Here is a 22,849-nt window from a genome sequence, read left to right as displayed (position 1 = left end):
GCAGGCGGTCGAGACGCTGTCGGGCGGCCAGCGCCAGTGCGTGGCGGTGGCGCGGGCGGCGGCCTTCGCGAGCCACGTCGTGATCCTCGACGAGCCGACCGCGGCGCTCGGGGTCAAGGAAGGCAACATGGTGCTCGAGCTGATCCGGCGGGTGCGCGACAAGGGCCTGCCGGTGGTGCTGATCAGCCACAACATGCCGCACGTGTTCGAGATCGCCGACCGCATCCACGTGGCCCGGCTGGGCAAGCGCGGCGCGGTGCTGAACCCGAAGAAGATCAGCATGAGCGACACGGTCGCGGTCATGACCGGGGCCTTGCCGCCCGAGCAGTTGCCCGCCGAATGCCTGGCGTGAGCGGGGCGGTGCATGCGATGACGATGCCACCCTCGGCCGACGACGGGTCGCAGGAGACGACCCGGCTGCGCCCGCGCGGCTCGAGCCAGGGCGGCCTGCGCCAGTACAACGAGCGCGTGGTGCTGCAGGCGATCCGCAACCACGGCCCGATGCCCGGCGCCGAGCTGGCGCGGCTGACCCGGCTGACGCCGCAGACCATCTCGCTGATCACCAAGCGGCTGATCGACGACGGCCTGCTGCTGCGCGGCGCCCTGCTGCGCGGCAAGGTCGGACAGCCCTCGGTGCCGCTGGCGCTGAACCCGGACGGCGCCTTCTCGATCGGCATCAAGCTCGGCAGGCGCAGCCTCGACATGCTGCTGGTCGACTTCACCGGCGCGGTGCGGGCGCGGCGCAGCCTGAGCTACGACTATCCCCGGCCCGAGGCGGTGTTCGGCGAGATTGCCGCCCGGCTGGCCGAGTTCCATGCGCTGCTGGGTGCCGCCGAGCAGGAGCGGCTGCAGGGCATCGGCATCGCGGCGCCGCTGTCGCTGGGCGGCTGGCAGGCATTGCTGGGCGTCGAGGCCGACCGCGCCGCGGCCTGGAACCGCACCGACGTGCGGGCGCGGGTGGCGGCGCTGTCGACCTTGCCGGTGAGCTTCGTCAAGGACACCGCGGCCGCCTGCGTGGCCGAGCTGGTGGCCGGGCGCGGCCGCAGCGTGCGCAGCTTCGTCTACATCTTCGTCGACACCTTCGTGGGCGGCGGACTGGTGATCGACAGCCACCTGCGCGGCGGACTCAACGGCAACGCGGGCGCGATCGGCTCGCTGGCCCTGCACCGGGCGATGCCGGGCGACACCGCGCCGCCGCCGCAACTGCTCAGCGTGGCCTCGCTGATCATGCTGGAGCGGCGCTTCGAGCAAGCCGGGCTGGACCCGGACGCGGTGTCCGACCGGCGGGCGCTGCAGGCGCCCTGGCAACCGATCACGCAAGCCTGGCTGGACGAGGCCGCACCGGCGATCGTGCTGGCCATCCACGACGCCGCCTGCCTGCTCGATCTCGAAGGCGTGATCATCGACGGCTCGTTCAGCCGCGAGCTGCTCGAGGCGCTGCTCGACGCGGTGTCGGCCGCGCGCAGCCGCTACAGCTGGGAAGGCGTCGAATGTCCGCAGCTGCTGCCCGGCACCACCGGCTCGGACGCCCGCGCGCTCGGCGGTGCGCTGCTGCCGCTGCATGCCAACTTCGCGCCCGACCGGGACCTGTTCCTGAAGCTGGACAAGGGGGCGGGCTGACGCGGACCCTCGACGGGTCGGCTCGCCGGCCTACATGCGTTGACTCCCGAGGACGATTCGCGCGCAGGCCGCCTGGCGCCAACATACGCGGCAGGGCTTGGTCCAAGCCAACGGAGTACCTCTTGTCAACTTTCTTCGACACGCGCGACAGGGCCGCATGAGACGCCACCTGAAAGCCATCGCCTGGACCTTCGTCCTCACGCTGTCCGCCACGCTGCTCGTCCTCAATTTCCGCAGCGGCGAGAAAAAGCTCGACGAGCAGGTGAGGCGCGAGTACGCGCTGCGCGATCCGCAGTACCAACACGTGCTGGGCGTCATGCTGGGCCCCCCGATCACGCACGGCAATCGCTTCGAGGCCCTCTACAACGGGGACCAGATCTTTCCCCCGATGCTGGCCGCCATTCGCGGGGCACGGCAGAGCATCACCTTCGAGACCTACATCTACTGGTCCGGCGACATCGGCAAGGCCTTCGCCGACGCCCTCGCCGAAAGGGCCCGCGCGGGGGTCAAGGTGCACGTGCTGCTGGACTGGCTCGGCAGCGCCAAGGTGGACGAGGCATTCCTGCGCGAGATGGAGGATGCCGGCGTCGAGATCCGGAAGTTCCACAAGCCCGACTGGTACGACATCGCCCGCATGAACAACCGCACCCACCGCAAGCTGCTGGTCGTCGACGGACGAATCGGCTTCACCGGCGGCGTCGGCATCGCGCCGAACTGGACCGGCAGCGCGCAGGACGCCGAGCACTGGCGCGACTCCCACTTCAAGGTCGAGGGGCCGGTCGTCGCGCAGATGCAGGCCGTCTTCATGGACAACTGGATCAAGGTCTCGGGCGATGTCCTCCATGGCCGACGCTACTTTCCGCCGATCGAACCCGTGGGCGAGGGACGCGCCCAGATGTTCAGCAGCTCGCCATCCGGCGGCAGCGAGAGCATGCACCTCATGTACCTGCTGTCGATCGCCGCGGCGACACGGACCATCGACCTGTCGAGCGCGTACTTCGTGCCCGACGACCTGACGGTGGACGCGCTGGTGGCCGCCATGCGGCGAGGGGTGCGCGTGCGGATCATCACGCCGGGACCCATCATCGACTCGCAGACGGTCCGTGGGGCATCGCGAGCGTCATGGGGACCGCTGCTGGAGGCGGGCGCGCAGATGAGCGAGTACCAGCCGACGATGTTCCATTGCAAGGTCTTCACGGTCGACGGGCTGCTGGTCTCGGTCGGCTCCACGAACTTCGACAACCGCTCTTTCAGGCTCAACGACGAAGCCAACCTGAACATCTACGACGAGGATTTCGCGGCGGCACAGACCGCCCAGTTCGAGGCCGACCTGAAGCAATCCAGGCAGCTCACGCTGGCGGCGTGGCGAGACCGGCCTCTCACGGAGAAAGCCATGGAGCACGTCGCAGCATGGCTGTCGAAACAGCTGTGAGGACGAGAGCGCGGCGGGACCGCCGGGCCGGCGCCTAGCCCAGCGTTCTTCGGGGCAGCTTGATGGTGAAGACGCATCCGGTGCCCGGCACATCCCGAACGGTCAGGACGCCGCCATCGGCCTCGACGCTTCGGCGCGCGATGGAAAGACCGAGTCCCAGCCCGGTCTTGTTGTCGCCGACTTGTACGAAGGGCTGGAAGATGCGCGAGGCAGCGCCTGGCGGCAGTCCTCCGCAATGATCCTCGACGTCGACCAGGACATGGTCGCCTTCGGCGTGGGCACTCAGTGTGACTTCGGAATCGGCGTGGGTGAACTTCAGCGCGTTCTGCAGCAGGTTCGCCAAAGCCGCCAGGAGCCGCTCCCGATTGCCCGAAATGGCCAGCGCGGGATCGACATCGCGGACCAAGAGCGTGCAGCCCCTGGCGCTGGCATCGAGCGCGGCGCCATTCCTGGCTTCCGCGACAAGCAACGCGACCGGAAAAGCCGTCTCCTGTGACGCTTCGGCCGTGCCCCTGACCTGGGACAGCGACAGGTTGAGCAGGGTCGCCAACGAAGTCAGGCTCCTTTTCAACACGGCGCCGGTCGCACCGCCGATCGGAACCTTTCCCGATTCGAGCACCGTGAACGCAAGCGTTGCGGTGTGCAGGTAGTTTCGCGGTTCGTGCACCAGCACGCCCAGGCGCTCGTTCTCGTCGGCGGTCTGCTGAAGTGCGACGCCGGCGTCCCGCCAGATGCCGAACTCCGTCACCGCATCGGCAATGGCGTTGTCGAGGCAACGGTTCAAGGTGCGAAACTCGTCGACAGAAAACGGCGCATCGAGTTCGACGGCGAGGTCGGTGATGGCCTGGCAAAGGTCGCCGTAGTCGTGCACCACCTGGTCGACGGAAAAGCCGAGCGCCAGCAGTTCCTTGCCATGCGCAGCAGCGCTCAGGCCCATCTCGGACAAGGCCGTTCTTGCGCCACCCCCGGCGGCACCTGAAATACGGAAACTCTCGTCGACCTCGCCGTTTTCCTGCGCCTCCAGCGTTCTCGTCAACTGGTCCAGAAAGATGGGCACGCCGTTGGCGAGTTGGGCGGCCGTGGCTTCTCGCCTGGGCCGCCGAGCGACCTTTGCCTTGCACCGCTCAATGAGCTCGTCGCGATGGTTGTAGAGGAATCGGTGCATGGGGTCCTCCAGCGATAGCCTCGCGCTTCAACCCGGTCGAAGCGCTCAGCGGGAAAGTTCGACGCCTCCCGCACGTCGTCGAGAGTCGCCCGAAAAGGTCCATCATGCGCCTTCCGTGCGCTGCCGAAATGGAGCCCGCCCCGTTCAGGGCCCTGAAGCCCTGGCTGGCTGCCTACCTCCCGGCGGGCCATTGGCCGACCCTGCCCGGTGCTGCTCGGCCACAAGCTGGGCCACCCGTCGACAATCAAGGAAACCGCGTGAGCCCACCGACATCGATGGCCAGCGCCACTTCGCGAGAGTCGGGCGCCGGCCCTGAGCACGGTGCTGCCGCGAGCGCGGCACCGGACGCCGCCGCGCCTTCCACTGCCCTCGCCCTGGTCTCGCTGGTGCCGGAACTGAGGACAATGGCCGGCGCGGTGACGGCAACTGTGGTGATCGCGGCCCTCTATTTCGGCCGCGACATCCTGATGCCGCTGGCCCTCGCCTTCCTGCTGGGCTTCGTGCTCGACCCGCTCGTGATGCGCCTCAAGCGGCTGGGCCTGCCGCGCGCGCCCGCGGTGATGCTCGTGGTGCTGCTGGCCCTCGGCACGATGGGCATGGCGGGCCTGCTGCTCGGCAGTCAGGTCAGTACCCTGAGCGCCGAACTTCCGACCTACCAGAACAACATCAAGACCAAGCTCAGCGAGCTCCGCGCCCGGGCCAGCGGCCCCGGGATGTTCGACGGCGTCATCAAGACCTTCGACACGTTCAAGAAGGAGGTCGAGGACGCACCGCAAGCCCCGGCCCCGGCTCGCGCGGGCGCCAGGGGCGCCACCGGCAACACGGCGCCCGCGCCGGCGCAAGCCGTGCAGCTGGTCGAGAAGACGCCCTCGTCCTTCCAGCAAGGCATCTCGTTGCTCGAGATGGCGAGCGCGCCGCTGGCGACCGCCGGCATCGTGCTGGTCTTCGTGGTGCTGATCCTGCTGGACCGGCTGGACTTGCGCGATCGCCTGGTTCGACTCTGGGGCGGCAGCCTGCATCGCTCGACCGATGCCATGGACGAGGCCGGCCAGCGCATCAGCAAATACCTCACGATGCAGCTGGTGGTGAATTTCAGCTATGGCGTGCCGATGGCGCTCGGCCTGTGGTTCATCGGCGTGCCGGGCGCGATGCTCTGGGGCGCGGTGGCGGCGGTGATGCGTTTCGTTCCGTACGTGGGGCCGATGATCTCCGCCGTGTTCCCGATCGCGCTGGCCTTCGCGGTCGATCCCGGCTGGAGCATGGTGCTGTGGACCATCGGTCTCATCATCGCGCTCGAGATGCTGAGCAACAACGTGATCGAGCCCTGGCTGTACGGCGCGAGCACCGGACTCTCGGCCATGTCGCTGATGGTCGCGGCGACTTTCTGGACCGCGCTGTGGGGCCCTCTGGGTCTCATCATGTCGACGCCGCTGACGGTCTGCCTGATGGTCATCGGCCGGCACCTGCCACGGCTGCGCTTCCTGGACGTCCTGCTCGGGAGCCAGCCCGCCCTCGACGCGCCGACGCGCATCTATCAGCGCCTGATCGCCGACGATGTCGAGGAAGCCATCGAGCTCGCGACCGACCAGGTCGTCGACCACAACGTGCTCGGCTTCTACAACGAGACCGGGCTGCAGGTGCTGCGCATGGCCTCGAGCGACCACGCCAACGTCGCGCGTGCCGAGCACCGGCACCGCGTGGTGATCGGCATCGAGGCCCTGATCGACGAGATGCGAGAGCTTCATCCCGAACCGCACTCGGCCTCCGCGCCCGCCGCGGTGGTGTGCATCGGGGGCAAATGGGAAGTCGATACACTGGCGGCGCGCATGCTGGCGCATGCCCTGTCGATGCAGGGCTGCGTCGCCCTGCCGCACGGGGCCGGCGCGGTCAACGCGGACTTCATCACGGGGCTCGACCTGGGCGGCGTGGAGTGCGTGTGCATCTCGTACTTCAGCCCCGACCCGCAGGTGGCGGCGCGCCACTTCTGCCGGCGGCTGAAGCGTCGCTGGCCAGGCACGCGGGTCGTGCTGGGCCTGTGGAACGCGCCACCGGAGCTGTTGGGCGAGGAAGCGATCCGCAACCTCGGCGCGGACGGCGTCGTCACCTCGGTCGGCGAGGCGGTGGTCGCGATCGCCGCACTGACCGGCACCCAGCCGGCCGAGGGCTTCATGCAGGCGGCGCGCCCCGAGGCGGATGCCGACAGGCTCCACGCCCTGCGTGCCAGCGGCGCGCTCGATCCGCGCGCGAAGGAGCTCTTCGATGCCGCCACGCAGCGCGCGGCCGACGTGTTCGACGTGCCGATGGCCATGGTGTCGCTGATCGAGGAGAGCACGCAGGAGGTGCGCGGCGCCTACGGCGAGTTGCGCGCGCCGGCCAGCCCGGATGCCGCACCGCTGCGCGGCGTCGACCTCGGCATGCCGCGCGAGCTGTCGATGTGCGGCCATGTGGTCGCGAACGCACAGACGCTGGTGGTGCCCGATGTGTCGAGGGACCTGCGCTTCGCCGGCAACCCCGCGCTGCAGGGCAAGGGGCTGCGCTTCTATGCGGGCGCGCCGCTGCGCGGACCGGGCGGCCACGTGCTGGGAACGCTGTGTCTGCTGGATGTCGAACCCCGCGCGCTCAGCCAGAGCGAGGTTCGTCTGCTGGAAGCCATGGCCAAGGACCTGATGCAGGCCCTGCAGGCCGCGGCCGCGCAATGGGGCGAGATGGTGCCGGCGCCGGTGGCCATGGGTCCGCCGTCGGCCACGGTCGGTCAGCTGCTGCCGTCGGCCTGACGCGGACCGGACGCGAAGCCGCCCGGCCGCGAGCGTGAGAGCGACTCACGCAGCGGCAGCTTCATTGAGGCAGCTTCACTGAGGCATCACGCGGGCGCCCTCGCCGTTGCCCTGGATGAAGACCCGCTGGCCCACTCGCAGGCCGGGAGTCACCGGCTGCGTCACTTCGACCAGCACGCCACTGTCGGTGCGAACGAAGATCTGCTGGCCTTCCAGCGGCCTGCTGTAGCGCTCGGCGATCTGGCTGCCCGCAACGCTGCCGCCGATCGCGCCCACCACCATGGCGACATCGCGGCCGGTACCGCCGCCGATCAGACTGCCGACGCCCACGCCGGCGAGGCCGCCGAGCACGGCCCCCACACCGGTATGGTGAGAAGTCGGGATCTCCGTCGGCATGATCTGCTCGATCTTGCCCTGCCGGATAGTCATCGACCCTTGCTGCGATCCCGGCGCGGCGCAAGCGGTGAGAAGGACAGCCATTACGAATGCGGAAAACAAGGAGAAGAGGCGCACTTTCATGAATTGGACTCCGGTACAAGGTGGATGAAACCGATGCGGATCGGGCTCGGGAGGCGACGAAGACAGATTCGCCAGCCTCGTGCGCGCACTATGTGCTGCTTCGACGGCGGCGTCTACTGCACTTAGGGGCAATTTCGCGCGTGCCTCCGTCGCAGCCCTCGGCGGCCGTTCCAGGCCCGCTATTGCCACGCCGCGAACGTCGGGTGCATCATCGGCCCACTCGGCTGCCAGGCGATCTCCTTCCGTGCACCGCGCCCTTGGGCCATGAGGAGGAGCATCCATGCAAGCCACCCCATTGCTCGACCTGGCCATCGTCGGCGGAGGGGTCGCCGGCGTCATCCACCTGCACTACGCGCGGCAGTCGGGCCTCGATTCGCTGCTGCTCGAAAAGCAGGGCGGCGTCGGCGGCCTGTGGCGCCAGCTTCCGGCGTGGCAGGACATCCAGATCAGCCCGGCCGACTGGACCCTCGGCGATCTGCCGATGGGTGGCCCGAAGCAGCCGTGCATCCTCGCCAACATCGAGGCATGGGTCGAGCGCTTCGACCTGGCTGACCGCATCCGGCTCGACAGCCCGGTGTCTCGTGCGCGTTACACCGGCACCTGCTGGGAGCTCGACACGCCAGGCGGCACGGTGCGGGCGCGTCATCTGGTGGCGGCCACCGGGGGCCACAACACGCCCGCCATACCCGATGCGATTCGTCGCGACAGCGAATTGCGAGAGCTGCATTCCAGCGCCCTGCGCGACCCGACCGAGCTGACCGGACGCGAAGTGATCGTGGTCGGCGGCGGCGCCTCGGCCTTCGACTTGCTGGACCTGTGCCTTGAGCACAAGGCGCGCCGGATCGCATGGGTGTACCGGGGCTTGCGCTGGTTCACGCCGACCGGAAAGCCGAAGGCGATCGCCGGCAGCGTGCGGCCCTACGCGAAGATGCAGGCGAGCGGCATGACCGTCACGCAGCAGAACGAGACGATCGGCGCCGACCTGCTGTCCCGCTACGAGAAGTTCGGCATCCAGTCGATCCGACCCCAGCGCTTGCTGGACGTGCGGCAAGACCAGCTCATACCCGGCCGCGCACGCATGCTGGCCAGCTTTGCCGCGTTGGAGCGGTATCCGGGCAGCGTCGAGAAGATCGAGGGGCGCCACGTGACGCTGTCGGACGGCACGCGGCTCGCGGGGGACGTGCTCCTCTGGGGCACGGGCTACCAGACCGACCTCTCGTACTTCGAGGAGCCGCGCATTGCACGCGTGCGAACCGTCGCCGAACTGGCCTCGCGCTGCGCCTGCATCTTCCGCAGCCTGGATGCGCCGGACCTCTATTTCCCGGGCGTGGGACTGGACGGCATCGGCGCCGCGCCCTGGGCTTTCATGCTGATGGCGCGATCCGTCATGTCGCACATCCGCGGCACGGCGCAGCTGGACATGGAACCGGTCGACGGCAGGCTCAACCACTTCGACATCGTGCGCTACCTCGCCGAGCGGGACCGAGGCACCTACGCCGGCGAGCGGGGCTGGGACTTCTATCGCGAGTTGGCACTCGGCACACCGGACGACCAGCCCTACCCTCTGCTCTGACGCCGCTGCGCGGCCGCACGCGGCCACGACGGCGATCCGCGCGGGCGATCAGGTGTAGCGCTTTTCCAGCGCATCCCAGACCGGCTTGCCGACCAGGCGCTGCCGCTCCGCGAACGGCACGACCAGCGCCGGGTCCTCGTCGACGCGCCTGGCATCGCGCAGCACCGTCAGCGCCTTCTGCATGCCCGCCACCGCACCCTGCAGCGCCGCATTGGCGTAGAGCACGATGCCGTAGCCGAGGCGGCCCAGCTCGTCGGCGCCGACGATCGGCGTCTTGCCGCCGATCACCATGTTCATCAGCTGCGGCTTGCCCAATCGCCCCGGCAGCGCGCGGATCTCTTCCGCGGTGGTGACAGCCTCGACGAACAGGATGTCGGCACCCACCTGCGCGAACAACTGGGCGCGTTCGAGGGCGGCCTCGAAACCCTGGGTGGCGCAGGCGTCGGTGCGCGCCATGATCAAAAAGTCCGGATCGTGCCGCGCATCGACCGCCGCCTTGATCTTGCTCACCGCCTCTTCGGTGGAAATGACTTCCTTGCCCGAGAAGTGGCCGCAGCGCTTGGGCGCCAGCTGGTCCTCGAGCTGGATGCAGTCGGCGCCGGCCCGCTCGAGCACACGCACGGTGTGACGCACGTTGAGCGCGTTGCCGAAGCCGGTGTCGGCGTCGACGATCAGGGGCAGCTCGACCGCATCGCGGATGCGCGCGGTGTGGTCCGCGATCTCGTGCAGGCCCATGAAGCCCTGGTCCGGCATGCCGAACCACATGTTGGTGACGCCGGCGCCCGTGACGTAGATGGCTTCGTACCCCAGGTCTTCGATGACCCTGGCGGACAGCGCGTTGAAGGCGCCCGGGACGATCACGCCGCGACGGGCTTCGACCAGCGATCTGAGTTGCTTGCGAGTGGACACTGGAAAGACTCCTGAGATTCAAAGACTGTCGCCGGGTACGCGGACCTGGCCTTCCATCAGCACGCGGGCGCTGCGGCTCATCAAGGCCTTGGTGACCGTCCACCGGCCGTCGACCTGCCTGGCTTCGGCGCCGACGCGCAGCGTGCCCGAGGGGTGGCCGAAGCGCACGGCGGTGCGTTCGCCGCCACCGGCCGCCAGGTTCACCAAGGTGCCGGGGATGGCGGCCGCGGTGCCGATGGCCACCGCCGCGGTGCCCATCATCGCGTGGTGCAGCTTGCCCATGGACAGTGCGCGCACCAGCAGGTCGACGTCGGCCGCGTTCACCGGCTTGCCGCTGGAGGCCGTGTAGGCCGCGGGAGGCGCCACGAAGGCCACCTTGGGTGTGTGCTGGCGCAGGCCGGCCTCGGCGATGTCCCGGATCAGCCCCATGCGCACGGCGCCGTGCGCGCGAATGGTTTCGAACATCGCCAGCGCGGCGTCGCTGCCGTTGATCGCATCCTGCAGCTCGGTGCCGGCGTAGCCGACGGCATCCGCATTGACGAAGATGGTCGGGATGCCGGCGTTGATCAGCGTCGCCTTCAAGGTGCCGACACCGGGCACTTCCAGGTCGTCCACCAGGTTGCCGGTCGGAAACATGGCGCCACCGGCCTCGCCGTCACCCTCGTCGGCCGGGTCGATGAATTCCAGCTGCACCTCGGCCGCCGGGAATGTCACGCCGTCGAGTTCGAAGTCGCCCGTCTCCTGGACGGCGCCGTAGCTCATGGGCACGTGCGCGACGATGGTCTTGCCGATGTTGGCCTGCCAGATCCGCACCGTCGCCATGCCGTTGCGCGGCAGCCGGCTGGCATCGACCAGTCCGTTGGCGATCGCGAAGGGCCCCACGGCGGCGGAAAGGTTGCCGCAGTTGCCGCTCCAGTCGACGAAGGGCCGGTCGATGGCCACCTGGCCGAACAGGTAGTCGACATCATGGCCGGGCCGGCTGCTGCGCGACAGGATCACCGCCTTGCTGGTGCTGGAGGTCGCGCCGCCCATGCCGTCGATCTGCTTGCCGTAAGGGTCCGGGCTGCCGATCACGCGGAGCAGCAGAGCGTCGCGTGCCGGCCCGGGGCGCTGCGCCACCTCCGGCAGGTCCTGCAGGCGGAAGAACACGCCCTTGCTGGTGCCGCCGCGCATGCAGGTCGCCGGGATCTTGATTTGTGGCGTGTGTGACATCAGGCCGGTTCCGTGGAAGCAAGGAAGTCTTGCGCAAATCGCTGCAGCACGCCACCGGCTTCGTAGATCGAGAGCTCCTCGGCGGTGTCGAGCCGGCAGGTCATCGGCAGCTCGACGACATCGCCGTTGCGGCGGCGGATCACCAGGCCCAGGTCGGCGCGCGGTCGACGCTCACCCACGACGTCGTAGGTCTCGGTGCCCTCCAGGCCCAGCGTCAGGCGATTCACGCCCGGCTTGAACTCCAGCGGCAGCACGCCCATGCCGATCAGGTTGGTGCGATGGATGCGCTCGAAGCCCTCGGCCGCGATCGCTTCCACGCCTGCCAGCCGAACGCCCTTGGCCGCCCAGTCGCGCGAACTGCCCTGGCCGTAGTCGGCGCCGGCGATGATGATCAACGGCTGCTTGCGCTGCATGTAGGTCTCGATGGCTTCCCACATGCGAACCACCCGGCCCTCGGGTTCGATCCGGGCGAGCGAGCCCTTCCGGACCTTGCCGTCGACCACGGCCATCTCGTTGACGAGCTGCGGATTGGCGAAGGTCGCGCGCTGCGCCGTCAGGTGGTCGCCGCGGTGCGTGGCGTAGGAATTGAAGTCTTCCTCGGGAAGGCCCATCCGGTGCAGGTACTCGCCCGCCGCGCTGTCGCGCAGGATGGCGTTGGACGGCGACAGATGGTCGGTCGTGATGTTGTCGGGCAGCAAGGCCAGCGGGCGCAGTCCACGCAGCGTGCGTTCGCCGGCCAGCGCACCCTCCCAGTACGGTGGGCGGCGGATGTAGGTGCTCTGCGGGCGCCAGTCGTACAGCGGGCTGATCGGCGCGTGGCCGGCCACGCCGATCTTGAACATCGGATCGTAGACGCGGCGGAAGTGCTCGGGCTTGACGCTGGCGGCGACCACGGCGTCGATCTCGGCATCGCTCGGCCAGATGTCCTTCAGCGTCACGGCCAAGCCGTCGGCGTCGATGCCGAGCACATCCTTCTCGATGTCGAAGCGCACGGTGCCGGCGATCGCGTAGGCCACGACCAGCGGCGGAGACGCCAGGAAGGCCTGTTTGGCATAGGGATGGATCCGGCCGTCGAAATTGCGGTTGCCCGACAGCACGGCCGTGGCGTAAAGGTCGCGGTCGATGACCTCCTGCTGGAACGCAGGGTCCAGCGCACCGGACATGCCGTTGCAGGTGGTGCAGGCAAAGGCCACGATGCCGAAGCCCAGCCGTTCCAGTTCGCGCAGCAGGCCGGCCTCTTCCAGGTACAGCTGCACCGCCTTGGAGCCGGGCGCGAGCGACGACTTGACCCAGGGCTTGCGCACGAGACCGCGCGCATTGGCATTGCGCGCCAGCAGGCCGGCGGCGATCACGTTGCGCGGGTTGCTGGTGTTGGTGCAGCTGGTGATGGCCGCGATGATCACTGCGCCGTCGGGCATCCGGCCCGGCACGTCCTCCCACTCGGCAGCGATCCCGCGCGCGGCCAGCTCGGAGGTCGGCAGGCGCTTGTGCGGGTTGGACGGGCCGGCCATGTTGCGCACCACCGCGCGCAGGTCGAAGCGCAGCACGCGCTCGTATTCCGCGCTGGCCAATGCGTCCGACCAGAGTCCCACTTCCTTCGCGTAGGTCTCGACGAGGCGAACCTGTTCGTCCGTGCGTCCGGTGAGGCGCAGGTAGTCGATGGTCATCCGGTCGATCGAGAACATCGCCGCCGTGGCGCCGAACTCGGGCGTCATGTTGGAGATCGTCGCCCGGTCGCCCAGCGTCAATGCCGAGGCGCCTTCGCCATGGAATTCGAGATAGGCGCCCACCACCTTCTGCTGGCGCAGGAACTCCGTCAGCGCCAGCACGATGTCGGTCGCCGTGATGCCGGGCCCTGGCTTGCCGCTGAGCTCGACGCCGACGATGTCGGGCAGCCGCATCCAGGAAGCGCGGCCCAGCATCACGCTTTCGGCTTCGAGCCCGCCGACGCCGATCGCGATCACGCCCAGCGCGTCCACGTGGGGGGTGTGGCTGTCGGTGCCGACCAGCGTGTCGGGGAAGGCCACGCCGTCCCTGGCATGGACGACCGGCGACATCCGCTCCAGGTTGATCTGATGCATGATCCCGTTCCCCGGCGGGATCACCTCGACGTTCTTGAAGGCCTTCCGGGTCCACTCGATGAAGTGGAACCGGTCTTCGTTGCGACGGTCTTCGATGGCGCGGTTCTTGGCGAACGCATCCGGATCGAAGCCCGCGAACTCGACCGCCAGCGAGTGGTCCACGATCAACTGGGTCTGCACCACAGGGTTCACCTGGGCCGGATCGCCGCCCCTGTCGGCGATGGCATCGCGCAGGCCGGCCAGGTCCACCAGTGCGGTCTGTCCCAGGATGTCGTGGCACACCACGCGGGCCGGAAACCACGGAAAGTCGCGGTCGCGCCGGCGTTCGATCAACTGCAGCAGCGAGTCGTCGAGGATGGCCGGGTCGCAGCGGCGCACCAGGTTCTCGGCATGCACGCGCGAGGTGTAGGGCAGCCCGGCCCAGGCGCCGGGCCGAAGGGCGTCGACGGCTTCGCGGGCGTCGAAATAGTCCAGCGACGTGCCCGGGAGCTTCTTGCGGTACGAGGTGTTCATGCGCGGGTTCCTGTCAGCGGCGATCGCCGATGGGCAGGAACGCCAGGTCCTCGGGACCGGTGTAGTTGGCACTCGGGCGGATGATCTTGTTGTCGATGCGCTGCTCGATGACGTGCGCGGCCCAGCCGCTGGTACGGGCAATGACGAACAGCGGCGTGAACATCGCCGTCGGCACGCCCATCATGTGATAGCTCACGGCACTGAACCAGTCGAGGTTGGGGAACATCTTCTTGGCATCCCACATCACCGTCTCCAGGCGCTCCGCAATGTCGAACATCTTGCTGGCGCCCGCTTCATCCGACAGCGACCTGGCGACGCCCTTGATGACGACGTTCCGGGGATCGCTCACGGTGTAGACCGGATGTCCGAACCCGATCACCACTTCCTTGGCCTCGACCCGGCGACGGATGTCCGCTTCGGCTTCGTCGGGCGAGTCATAGCGCTTCTGGACCTCGAACGCGACCTCGTTGGCGCCGCCGTGCTTGGGCCCGCGCAGCGCCCCGATGGCGCCCGCGATGGCCGAGTACATGTCGCTGCCGGTGCCGGCGATGACGCGCGCCGTGAAGGTCGAGGCGTTGAACTCATGCTCGGCATAGAGGTTCAAGGAAGTGTGCATGGCGCGTTCCCAGGCGGCGCTGGGTTGGGTGCCATGCAGCAGGTGCAGGAAGTGCGCACCGATGGAGTCGTCGTCGGTTTCCAGCGCGATGCGCCTGCCTTGCGTGGACCAGTGGTACCAGTACAGCAGCATGGAGCCCAGCGAGGCCATCAGGCGGTCGGCGATGTCTCGCGCACCCGGCGCGTTGTGATCGTCCTTCTCGGGCAGCGTGCATCCCAGGGCCGACACGGCGGTGCGCATCACGTCCATCGGATGCGCGCCCGCGGGGATCTGCTCGAGGGCCGACTTGACGCTGGCCGGCACGCCCCGCATGGCCTTGAGCTTCGCCTTGTAGGCCCGCAGTTCGGCCGCCGTGGGCAGCTTGCCGTGCACCAGCAGGTGGGCGATCTCCTCGAACTCGCAGACCTCCGCGATGTCGAGGATGTCGTAGCCGCGGTAGTGCAGGTCGTTGCCTGTGCGGCCGACGGTGCACAAGGCCGTGTTGCCGGCCGTGACGCCCGAGAGCGCAACGGATTTCTTCGGCTTGAACCCTGCGGGTGCAGCCCGGGTGGCGGTTGTCATGCAGTCTCCTTGTCCAGATAAGAGCGATCGATGGGAACGGGGCGTCCTGCGGCATCCACGGCCACCATCTCGAACACCCCCTTGAGAACTTCTTCCGGCGGCGTTCCGTAGTGGTTGGCCTGGTCCGGAAAGACGATGTCCTTCAGTGCAACCGTGGCGCAGGGTGTTGTCATGCTTCGCAATTTACGCACAATCGGGTCCTTGCAGAAGAACTGAAAGGGCGAAGGTTTGCGAAGAAAAATCGGCAAATTTGCGAATCTTGCAAATCGTTCGACCCGGCGGAGATCACGATGAAGAAGACTTTCATGGGCGTGCGCCTGCGCAAGCTGCGGGCCGAACGCGGCCTGTCGCAGGTCGCGCTGGCGAACGCGCTCGGCCTTTCGCCGAGCTACCTGAACCAGCTGGAGCAGAACCAGCGGCCGCTCACCGTCGCCGTCCTGCTCCGGATCAGTCGTGCGCTGGGCATCGACGTGCAGCAGTTTTCCGAGGACGAGGAAGCGCGCCTGGTGGCCGGCATGCGCGAGGCCCTGGTCGACAACCCGGGCGGCGAGGAGGTCGCGTTGCCGGAGCTGCTCGAGGTCGCCTCGCAGATGCCCGCCGTGGGGCGCGCGCTGCTGGCCCTGCACCGTCGCAATGCCGATGCGGCCCAGCGTCTCGAAGCCATGGCACTGCGCCTGGGAGACGACCGCGCCGACATCGCGCCGACGCGGCCGATGGCCTTCGAGAGGGTGCGCGACTTCTTCTTCGCCCACCAGAACCATTTCGATGCCGTGGACCGTGCCGCCGAGGCGCTCGCGGCCGAGGCGAACGCCGAAGGAGGCCCGCTGTCGGAATGGCTCGTCCGCCGACTCATTCAGCGGCACGGCGTGCACGCGATGCCATCGCACGATGAGGCCGAGGAGAGCCAGCGCCGCTATGAGCCGGGCAGCCGGACGCTGCGGCTGTCGGCCTCGCTGGAAGCCGGACAACAGGCGTTCCAGCTGGCGACGCAGCTGGCCCTGCTGGAGCAGTCCGCGCTGCTGGACCGGCTGGTCGATACGCCGGAATTCGGCGGCGATCCGCAGGCGCGGACCTTGGCGCGCATCGGCCTGGCGAACTACTTCGCGGGCGCCTTGCTGCTGCCCTACGCGGCGTTCCTGAAGGCGGCCGAAACCATGCGCTATGACATCGACCGGCTCTCGCGCCGCTTCGGGGTCGGCTTCGAAACCATCTGCCATCGCCTGAGCACGCTGCAGCGGCCGGACGCGCCCGGCGTGCCCTTCTTCTTCATCCGCGTGGACCGCGCCGGCAACATCTCCAAGCGGCAGTCCGCCACCCACTTCCACTTCTCCAAGACCGGCGGCACCTGCCCCCTGTGGAACGTGTACGAGGCCTTCTCGCAGCCCGGCAAGATCCTGCCGCAGCTGGCGCGCATGCCCGATGGCCGCACCTACCTCTGGATCGCCCGCACGGTCTCGAAGGGCCAGGGCGGCTACGGCGCACCGAGCAAGACCTTCTCGGTGGCGCTGGGCTGCGACACCCGGCACGCGCCGCGACTGGTCTATTCGCGGGGCATGAACCTCGACGACCCCGAGATCGCCACGCCCATCGGCATGGGTTGCAAGGTGTGCGAGCGCACGCGCTGTCCGCAGCGGGCCTTCCCGTTCGTGGGAAGGCCGCTCGAGGTGAACGAGAACGAAAGCCGCTTCACGCCCTACCCGGCGGACTCGGCCGACCCGCCCTGATCGCCTCAGGCGACCGCGCGCAGGGCCCTGGCGGCCTCGACCATGTGGGTCAGCGCGGGAATCACCTCGGCCCACTGGCGCGTCTTCAGGCCGCAGTCCGGGTTGACCCACAGCCGCTCGGCCGGAATGCGCTCGGCCGCCTTCTTCATCAGTTGCACGATGTGCTCCCGGGTCGGGATGTTGGGCGAGTGGATGTCATAGACACCGGGGCCGATCTGGTTCGGGTAGTTGAAGTCGTCGAAAGCGTCCAGCAGTTCCATGTCCGAGCGGGAGGTCTCGATCGTGATCACGTCCGCATCCATGTCGGCGATGGACGCGATGATGTCGTTGAATTCCGAATAGCACATGTGGGTGTGGATCTGCGTCTCGTCGTCGACGCCATTGGCGGTGATGCGAAACGATTCGACCGCCCAGTCGAGGTAGTTCTTCCACTGCGACTTGCGCAGCGGCAAGCCTTCGCGCAGGGCCGCCTCGTCGATCTGGATCACGCCCACGCCGGCCTTCTCGAGGTCGAGCACCTCCTCTCGGATCGCCAGCGCCAGCTGCTTGCATGACGCCGACCGAGGCTGGTCGTCGCGCACGAACGACCAGTTCAGGATCGTGACCGGACCGGTCAGCATGCCCTTCATCGGCTTGTTCGTCAGCGACTGCGCATAGCGGATCCATTCGACCGTCATCGCCTTGGGGCGCGTGATGTCGCCGAACAGGATCGGCGGCTTGACGCAGCGGGAACCGTAGGATTGCACCCAGCCGAACTGGCTGAAGGCATAGCCGTCGAGTTGCTCGCCGAAGTACTCGACCATGTCGTTGCGCTCGGCTTCGCCATGCACCAGCACGTCGAGGCCCAATGCCTCCTGCTCGCGAACGCTGCGGGCGATCTCCGCCTGCATGGCGCTCTTGTAGCCGGCCTCGCCGAGCTCGCCGGCCCTGAACCGGCTGCGTGCCTGGCGGATCTCCGCGGTCTGCGGGAACGAGCCGATGGTGGTGGTCGGGAAAGCCGGGAGCTTCAGGCGCGCCGCCTGCAGCGGGGCGCGCTGCGCGTAGCCGCTCTTGCGTCGGCCGAGCTCGGCGTCGATCCGGGCGATCGCCGCCCGGACCGCGGGGTTGTGGACCCGCGGCGACACGCGACGCGCTGCAACGGCAGCCTGGTTGGCGGCGAGCGCGTCCTTGACCGCGTCGCGGCCCTGGTTGAGCGCCGTCGACAACAGCTTCAGTTCGTCGAGCTTCTGCAGCGCGTAGGCCAGCCACGACTTGATTTCCGGATCGAGCTTCTGCTCGCTCTCGAGGTCGACCGGCACGTGCAGCAGCGAGCACGACGGTGCGATCCACAGCCGGTCGCCGCCCAACTTCTGCGCGATGGGCTCGAGCCAGTCGAGCACGGCGGCCAGGTCGGTCTTCCAGATGTTGCGGCCATCGATGACGCCGAGCGACAGCACCTTGTGGGCCGGCATCAGGCCCAGCAGGGGCGTCACGTCGGCCCGGCCGTTGACGGCATCGATGTGAAGGCCCGCCACCGGCAGGTTGGCAGCCAGGTACTGGTTCTCCAGCAGCTGGCCGAAATAGGTGGCCAGCAGCAGCTTGACGCGGCAGCCCTTGAGCTGGTGGTAGGCGGTGTTGTAGGCATGCTGCCAGTCGGCATCGAGCTCGGTCACCAGCAGCGGCTCGTCGATCTGCACCCACTCGACGCCCTGCGCGGCCAGGGTGTCCAGCAGTTCGGCGTAGGCCTCCAGAAGCCGCGGAAGCAGGGCCAGCTTGTCCGAATCGTCCTTGGCCTTGCCGATGGCGAGGTAGGTGACCGGTCCGACGATCACGGGCTTGGCCTTGACCCCTTGCGCCCTGGCCTCGGCCAGCTGCGCCAGCAGGCGGGAGGCATCCAGCTTGAAGTGCGTCTGCGCCGTGAACTCCGGCACGATGTAGTGGTAATTGGTGTCGAACCACTTGGTCATTTCGCCGGCGGCGACACCGCCGCAGCAGGCGCCGTGGTCTTCGCTGCCGTGCGCCGAGCGGCCACGGGCGACCCGGAAATAGTTGTCCAGGACATCGCCATGGAAGCCCCGCACGCGCTCGGGCAGGTTGCCCAGCGTGAAGCTCATGTCCAGCACCTGGTCGTAGAACGAGAAGTCACCCACCGGCGCGAGGTCCAGGCCGGCCTGCCGCTGCCAGTGGCGCTGGCGCAACCGGGCGCCGAGGGCCTGGAGTTCGTCGCGCGACGAAGCGCCCTTCCAGTAGGACTCGAGCGCGAACTTGAGTTCGCGCTGCGCGCCGATTCGGGGAAAACCAAGATTGTGGGTCAGGACCATGAGACTGCTTTCGGGATGCATCGGAAATGCGAATGGCGCTGATCGTAGGGATGCCACTCCATGAAGTAAAATGGTCTTATTTCAACAATCGATTAGTTTCATTCATACGAAATGCTGGAGCGCATTCATCTGGCCATCGTCCGGGAGGTCGACAGGCAGGGCTCACTGACCGCTGCCGCGGCGACGCTGTGCCTGACGCAGTCGGCCCTCAGCCATGCGATGAAGAAACTGGAACTGCAGTTGGGCACTGCGATCTGGCTGCGCGAGGGGCGCGCCCTGCGGCCCACGCAGGCCGGCGAATACCTGCTCGCCGTCGCCAATCGCGTCCTGCCCCAGCTCGACGTCGCCGAGGAGCGCCTGCAGCAGTACGGGCAAGGCGAGCGTGGCACGCTGCGCATCGGCATGGAGTGCCACCCGTGCTATCAGTGGCTGCTGAAGGTCGTGGCACCCTACCTGGCCAAGTGGCCCGACGTGGATGTGGACGTCAAGCAGAAATTCCAGTTCGGGGGCATCGGTGCGCTGTTCGGCTTCGAGATCGACCTGCTCGTGACACCGGATCCGCTGTTCAAGCCGGGGCTGCGCTTCGAGCCTGTGTTCGACTACGAACAGGTGCTGGTCGTGGGCGCCAGCCACCCGCTGGCATCGGCCGCCTACGTGAAGCCGGCGCAGCTGACGCCGGAGGTCCTGATCACCTACCCGGTGGCGCCCGAGCGGCTGGACGTCTACAACCAGTTCCTGATGCCCGCAGGCATCACGCCCAAGCGCCACAAGACCATCGAGACGACCGACATCATGCTGCAGATGGTGGCCAGCGGCAGGGGCGTCGCAGCGCTGCCGCGTTGGCTGGTTGAAGAGTATGCGGACAAGCTGGAGATCGTCCCCGTCCGGCTCGGCCGCCATGGGCTCGCCAAGCAGATCTTCCTGGGTGGCCGGGAAGCGGAGATGGACGTGGACTACCTCAAGTCCTTCATCGACTTCGCGCGTCAGCCGGCGCGGGAGAAACCGCGCAAGGCTTGAACACGGATGCTGTCGATGCCGCAGATGGCGGGGTGAGACTTCGCAGGCTCAAGCAGCGACTGCCGTCGGCGTCTCGGCGCTCCTGGCGCTCCTGGCATTGGCCCGCGCTGCCCGGGCGATGCTCTCTGCGAACAACGGCGTTTCACGGCTGTTGTGATCGCCGGAGGCCAGCTGTCGGTCGTGCGATGCCTGCTCGAAGCTCACCCCGTGGCTCGCAATGAAGGTCAGGAACTCTTCCGTCGGATGCGACACCACCGAGTTCGTGTACTCGGTGCGCCCGTCGCTCAAACCCTTGGCGCTGAGTTCCCAGATGACTTGCACCCGGGTGCGCCCTGCCGGTGTGAACACGTCCGACGTCGACACCAGCAGGCAGCGCAGCTTTCCGACCACTTCGCCCACATAGTGCTGGACGACCAGGCCGGTGCCGATCTGCTCGACATTGATGGACATCGGGCGACCATCGTCGGTGCGGGTCGAGCCGCAAGCGATATGGTCCGGCGGCGCGCACCGCTGGTACTCGGCTTCGGGCAAGCCGAAGAGCCACTTGCCGATGTCGACTTGCTCGATGGGCACGTCGATGACGTGGCTGAAGGCCGATTGCGAGAGGACGAGGTCGCTGCGGATGCTGTCGGTCATGAGAACTCCTGGGAGGAAAAGTGGATGGAGGCGAAAGTGCCTGCCGGCGTTGGCCGCTGCGCGTGGCACTGACGCCGGGATCCAATGTCTCAAGCCCCTGTTTCGGCTGGATTTCGACCTGGCCTGGCAAGCATTGCAGTTGCAATCCGTTCGCTGGCGGCATCGGCTGTCACGACGGTCTCTGACCGGGCAGCAGCAGGATCTTGCCGACGCTCTGGCCCGATTCCATGCGCCGATGCGCCTGGGCCGCATCGGCGAGTGCATAGCTGCTGTCGATCACAGGCCGGATCGCGCCGGCCGCCAGGGCGTCGAGCCATCGCTGCGCGAAGCGTTGGACCATCGCCTGCTTGACCTCGGGAGGCCGCGACTTCATCACCGTGCCGAAGATCTGCAGGTGGCGGTACAGCAGCAGGTCCATGGGCAGCGCGGCGCCTTCCGCGCCCCCGAGCAAGCCCACCACCACCATGCGCCCGCCCACCGCCAGCGAACGCAGGTTGCGCTCCAGGTAGGGGGCACCGATGAAGTCGATCAAGACGTCGACGCCCTTGCCATCCGTCTTGGCGGCCACCACGGCCTGGAAGTCGTCGCAGCGGTAGTCGATGACTTCATCCGCCCCGAAGCTCTGGACGGCATCGCGCTTGTCGCCGCCCGCGGTCGCGAACACGCGCGCGCCGGCAGCGTGCGCGAGTTGCACCGCGGCGGAGCCCACGCCGCCGGCCGCCGCATGGACCAGCACCGACTCGCCGGCTTGCAGGCGGCCCAGATGAAACAGCGCTTCGTGCGCGGTCACGAAAACCTCGGCCACCGCGCCGGCATCGACCAGGTCGAGGCCTGGCGGGACCTGCATGGCCATGCGGTGATCGATGCGCGAGAGTTCGGCATAGGCGCCTCCGCCGACGATGCCCATGACGCGGTCGCCCACGCGGAATCCCTGCACCTGCGCCCCCACCTCCACCACCGTCCCGGCAATCTCCAGTCCCATGGTGTCCGCGTCGCCGAAGAAGGCGCGGCCGTAGGCACCCTTGCGATGGGAAAGGTCGGCGCGATTGACCCCGATGGAGGCGTTGCGAACCAGCAGGTCATGGGGTCGGACTTCCGGGGCCGCGACCTCGCGGATCACGAGCACTTCGGGCCCGCCGAAGTCGTCGAAGACGATGGCTTTCATGGCTTGTTTCTCTTTCATTCCATGCGATCCAGATCCTGTTGCCGCGCATGAGGGACGTGGCCGCTCACCGCCCCGGTTGCCGGGTTGAATACCCCCGAGCTGTCCCGGCCTTGCATGCTTGAATCGATGAAGTCAAGGCATCGTATGGGGGCAACCTCAAGCGGACAATCCCTCGCTCTCGCGAAACATCTTTGCAAGGAGCGCAAATATGAACCAGGCTCGAACCATGGAGAACCTGGAGGTTTTCATCGACACGGTGGAGGCGTCGCTGGTCACGCTCTCCTCTTCATGAGCGGCAAGGCCTCACGGCCGCGCGCGCTCGGGGTCCGTCAGCCGATGCAGACCGGCGGCCGGCGGATCTGCACCACGCCGCGGTCCGTCTGCACGCCCATCGCGTACAGCCCCGAGGAGCCGCCGTTGTAGCGAATCTCGAACGGAAAATCGGAGGGCGAAGCGACGTCGCCGAGCCAGCCCTTGAGATCCGAATGGGTTCCGCCGATCTCGATCCACGCCAGACCCTGCCCCTGCACTTCGCCGGAGCCCGGCACCACCGGGAGGCTCGCGACGTGCGTGCCGCCGCCCGGCTTGAAGTAGAGGTTGGGCTTGCCGATCGGCCAGGCCACGGTCGCGCTCGGCGCCTGCAGCGCGAAGCCGCGCGCGCCGTTCATCATCTGGCGGCCGGCCTCGTGGCCGGTGGTGTTGGGATCGATCGTCGTGCCGTGGTGCGCCGCGAAAGCCTCCAGCTCTTCCAGCGTGTCGGAGCGCAGGCACCAGCCGAGGAAGCAGTCGCCTTCGCGCGTCTGGCGCTCCATGAAGACGGTCAGCGGTTCGCCGTGGGCGAGGGGTCGGCGGTCGATCACGCTCTCGACCTCGATGTAGATGTCGGGCGCGAGCGGCACCACGCGATGGCCGATGCCGTAGAGCGGAAAGAAGCCGCCGTCGTAGTTGCCGAGGCCGGTCTCCTTGCTGAGCCGGAAAGTCGACTCGTAGACGTTCGGGGCTGCCATGCAGACATGGTCGAAATGGATCACT

The 22,849-nt window shown here is 67.9% G+C and carries 18 protein-coding genes; 7 read left to right on the top strand and 11 right to left on the bottom strand.

Features of this window, described 5'->3' with window-relative positions; all coding sequences use genetic code 11:
* The 3 genes from QTI17_RS04320 to QTI17_RS04310 form a co-directional block, all read left to right on the top strand.
* Positions 1–352: ATP-binding cassette domain-containing protein (locus tag QTI17_RS04320; RefSeq protein ID WP_286531296.1), on the top strand; the 352-nt coding region annotated here is incomplete at its 5' end.
* A gap of 17 nt (positions 353–369) precedes the next feature.
* Positions 370–1,620, top strand: a complete 1,251-nt coding sequence (locus QTI17_RS04315) for an ROK family transcriptional regulator (protein ID WP_286531294.1) — start codon at positions 370–372, stop codon at positions 1,618–1,620.
* 157 nt (positions 1,621–1,777) lie between these two features.
* Positions 1,778–3,052 carry a phospholipase D-like domain-containing protein gene (locus tag QTI17_RS04310; RefSeq protein ID WP_286531291.1) on the top strand — a complete coding sequence of 425 codons (1,275 nt, stop codon included), beginning with the start codon at positions 1,778–1,780 and terminating at the stop codon, positions 3,050–3,052.
* Between the two features lie 34 nt (positions 3,053–3,086).
* Here QTI17_RS04310 and QTI17_RS04305 read toward each other — a convergent pair whose 3' ends face one another.
* The gene (locus QTI17_RS04305) at positions 3,087–4,217 is read right to left on the bottom strand and encodes a sensor histidine kinase (protein ID WP_286531289.1); all 1,131 of its coding nucleotides are present in this window, start codon (positions 4,215–4,217) and stop codon (positions 3,087–3,089) included.
* A gap of 257 nt (positions 4,218–4,474) precedes the next feature.
* On the opposite strand from QTI17_RS04305, the gene QTI17_RS04300 reads away from it, so the two are divergent.
* A complete protein-coding gene (locus QTI17_RS04300; protein WP_286531287.1) occupies positions 4,475–6,991 on the top strand; it encodes an AI-2E family transporter in 2,517 nt (838 codons plus the stop codon).
* Positions 6,992–7,066: 75 nt separating this feature from the next.
* On the opposite strand, the gene QTI17_RS04295 is transcribed toward QTI17_RS04300, so the two are convergent.
* The gene (locus tag QTI17_RS04295; protein ID WP_286531285.1) at positions 7,067–7,510 is read right to left on the bottom strand and encodes an outer membrane lipoprotein; all 444 of its coding nucleotides are present in this window, start codon (positions 7,508–7,510) and stop codon (positions 7,067–7,069) included.
* A gap of 280 nt (positions 7,511–7,790) precedes the next feature.
* Here QTI17_RS04295 and QTI17_RS04290 point away from each other — a divergent pair, with 280 nt between their 5' ends.
* Complete coding sequence (locus QTI17_RS04290; protein WP_286531284.1) at positions 7,791–9,083, top strand: NAD(P)-binding domain-containing protein; 1,293 nt, start codon at positions 7,791–7,793, stop codon at positions 9,081–9,083.
* Between the two features lie 48 nt (positions 9,084–9,131).
* On the opposite strand, the gene QTI17_RS04285 is transcribed toward QTI17_RS04290, so the two are convergent.
* Genes QTI17_RS04285 through QTI17_RS04265 form a run of 5 tightly spaced genes read right to left on the bottom strand, consistent with a single transcriptional unit; the run spans position 9,132 to position 15,223 of the window.
* Positions 9,132–9,992, bottom strand: a complete 861-nt coding sequence (locus QTI17_RS04285) for an isocitrate lyase/PEP mutase family protein (protein WP_286531283.1) — start codon at positions 9,990–9,992, stop codon at positions 9,132–9,134.
* An 18-nt stretch (positions 9,993–10,010) separates the two neighbouring features.
* On the bottom strand, positions 10,011–11,204 hold the full coding sequence (prpF, locus tag QTI17_RS04280) for a 2-methylaconitate cis-trans isomerase PrpF (protein ID WP_286531282.1): 1,194 nt from the start codon (positions 11,202–11,204) through the stop codon (positions 10,011–10,013).
* Positions 11,204–13,798 (bottom strand): Fe/S-dependent 2-methylisocitrate dehydratase AcnD, encoded by a 2,595-nt coding sequence (gene acnD / locus QTI17_RS04275; protein WP_286531280.1) that lies wholly within the window; start codon positions 13,796–13,798, stop codon positions 11,204–11,206. The genes prpF and acnD overlap by 1 nt, the downstream gene beginning before the upstream one ends.
* Before the next feature lie 13 nt (positions 13,799–13,811).
* On the bottom strand, positions 13,812–14,975 hold the full coding sequence (gene prpC, locus QTI17_RS04270; protein WP_286531278.1) for a bifunctional 2-methylcitrate synthase/citrate synthase: 1,164 nt from the start codon (positions 14,973–14,975) through the stop codon (positions 13,812–13,814).
* The gene (locus QTI17_RS04265) at positions 14,972–15,223 is read right to left on the bottom strand and encodes a hypothetical protein (protein WP_286531276.1); all 252 of its coding nucleotides are present in this window, start codon (positions 15,221–15,223) and stop codon (positions 14,972–14,974) included. The genes prpC and QTI17_RS04265 overlap by 4 nt, the downstream gene beginning before the upstream one ends.
* A gap of 42 nt (positions 15,224–15,265) precedes the next feature.
* On the opposite strand from QTI17_RS04265, the gene QTI17_RS04260 reads away from it, so the two are divergent.
* A complete protein-coding gene (locus tag QTI17_RS04260) occupies positions 15,266–16,699 on the top strand; it encodes a short-chain fatty acyl-CoA regulator family protein (RefSeq protein ID WP_286531274.1) in 1,434 nt (477 codons plus the stop codon).
* Positions 16,700–16,704: 5 nt separating this feature from the next.
* On the opposite strand, the gene metE is transcribed toward QTI17_RS04260, so the two are convergent.
* Positions 16,705–18,999 (bottom strand): 5-methyltetrahydropteroyltriglutamate--homocysteine S-methyltransferase, encoded by a 2,295-nt coding sequence (metE, locus tag QTI17_RS04255; protein ID WP_286531272.1) that lies wholly within the window; start codon positions 18,997–18,999, stop codon positions 16,705–16,707.
* A 111-nt stretch (positions 19,000–19,110) separates the two neighbouring features.
* On the opposite strand from metE, the gene QTI17_RS04250 reads away from it, so the two are divergent.
* Positions 19,111–20,016 (top strand): LysR family transcriptional regulator, encoded by a 906-nt coding sequence (locus QTI17_RS04250; protein ID WP_286531269.1) that lies wholly within the window; start codon positions 19,111–19,113, stop codon positions 20,014–20,016.
* Between the two features lie 48 nt (positions 20,017–20,064).
* On the opposite strand, the gene QTI17_RS04245 is transcribed toward QTI17_RS04250, so the two are convergent.
* From QTI17_RS04245 to QTI17_RS04235, 3 genes are all read right to left on the bottom strand, one after another.
* Complete coding sequence (locus QTI17_RS04245; protein ID WP_286531267.1) at positions 20,065–20,652, bottom strand: hypothetical protein; 588 nt, start codon at positions 20,650–20,652, stop codon at positions 20,065–20,067.
* A gap of 169 nt (positions 20,653–20,821) precedes the next feature.
* Entirely contained in the window at positions 20,822–21,817 is a 996-nt protein-coding gene (locus QTI17_RS04240; RefSeq protein WP_286531265.1) for an NAD(P)H-quinone oxidoreductase, read from the bottom strand.
* A 329-nt stretch (positions 21,818–22,146) separates the two neighbouring features.
* Positions 22,147–22,848 (bottom strand): VOC family protein, encoded by a 702-nt coding sequence (locus QTI17_RS04235; protein WP_286531263.1) that lies wholly within the window; start codon positions 22,846–22,848, stop codon positions 22,147–22,149.
* Between the last annotated feature and the right edge of the window lies 1 nt (position 22,849).

This window comes from Variovorax sp. J31P179, from assembly GCF_030316985.1.
GTDB classification, from domain to species: Bacteria; Pseudomonadota; Gammaproteobacteria; order Burkholderiales; family Burkholderiaceae_C; genus Variovorax; species Variovorax ginsengisoli_B.
Note: the sequence above shows the minus strand (reverse complement) of the source record. Positions and strands in the feature narration are given on the sequence as shown.